1 protein-coding gene is annotated in these 264 nt (G+C 47.3%); it reads right to left on the bottom strand.

What is annotated here, in order from left to right; all coding sequences use genetic code 11:
• Positions 1–264, bottom strand: a 264-nt coding sequence (locus C1G53_RS00015; protein ID WP_192873085.1) for a Nif3-like dinuclear metal center hexameric protein, incomplete at both ends; no start/stop codon positions are given.

Raw genomic sequence — 264 nt, 5'->3', positions numbered from 1 at the left:
ACCCAACCTTCTTTTGCCTTCCATATTTCCAACAATTCAGCAATTTTTTTGATAAATAATACTTCGATATGATGGCCTGGATCAATAGCCAGCAAGCCCTGAGTCAGCATGTCCTGCCCAGTATGGTAGTAAATATCGCCCGTGATGTAAACATCTGCCCCCTTAGCAAGAGCCTCATGGTAGTAAGACCCACCACTGCCTCCACAGATGGCTACACGGCTGACATACTGCTTGGCTTGGTGCCCATAGGTCACTAGACGGACA

This window comes from Streptococcus suis (genome assembly GCF_002960445.1).
GTDB classification, from domain to species: Bacteria; Bacillota; Bacilli; order Lactobacillales; family Streptococcaceae; genus Streptococcus; species Streptococcus hyiners.
This window is presented reverse-complemented; position numbering and strand designations above follow the sequence as displayed.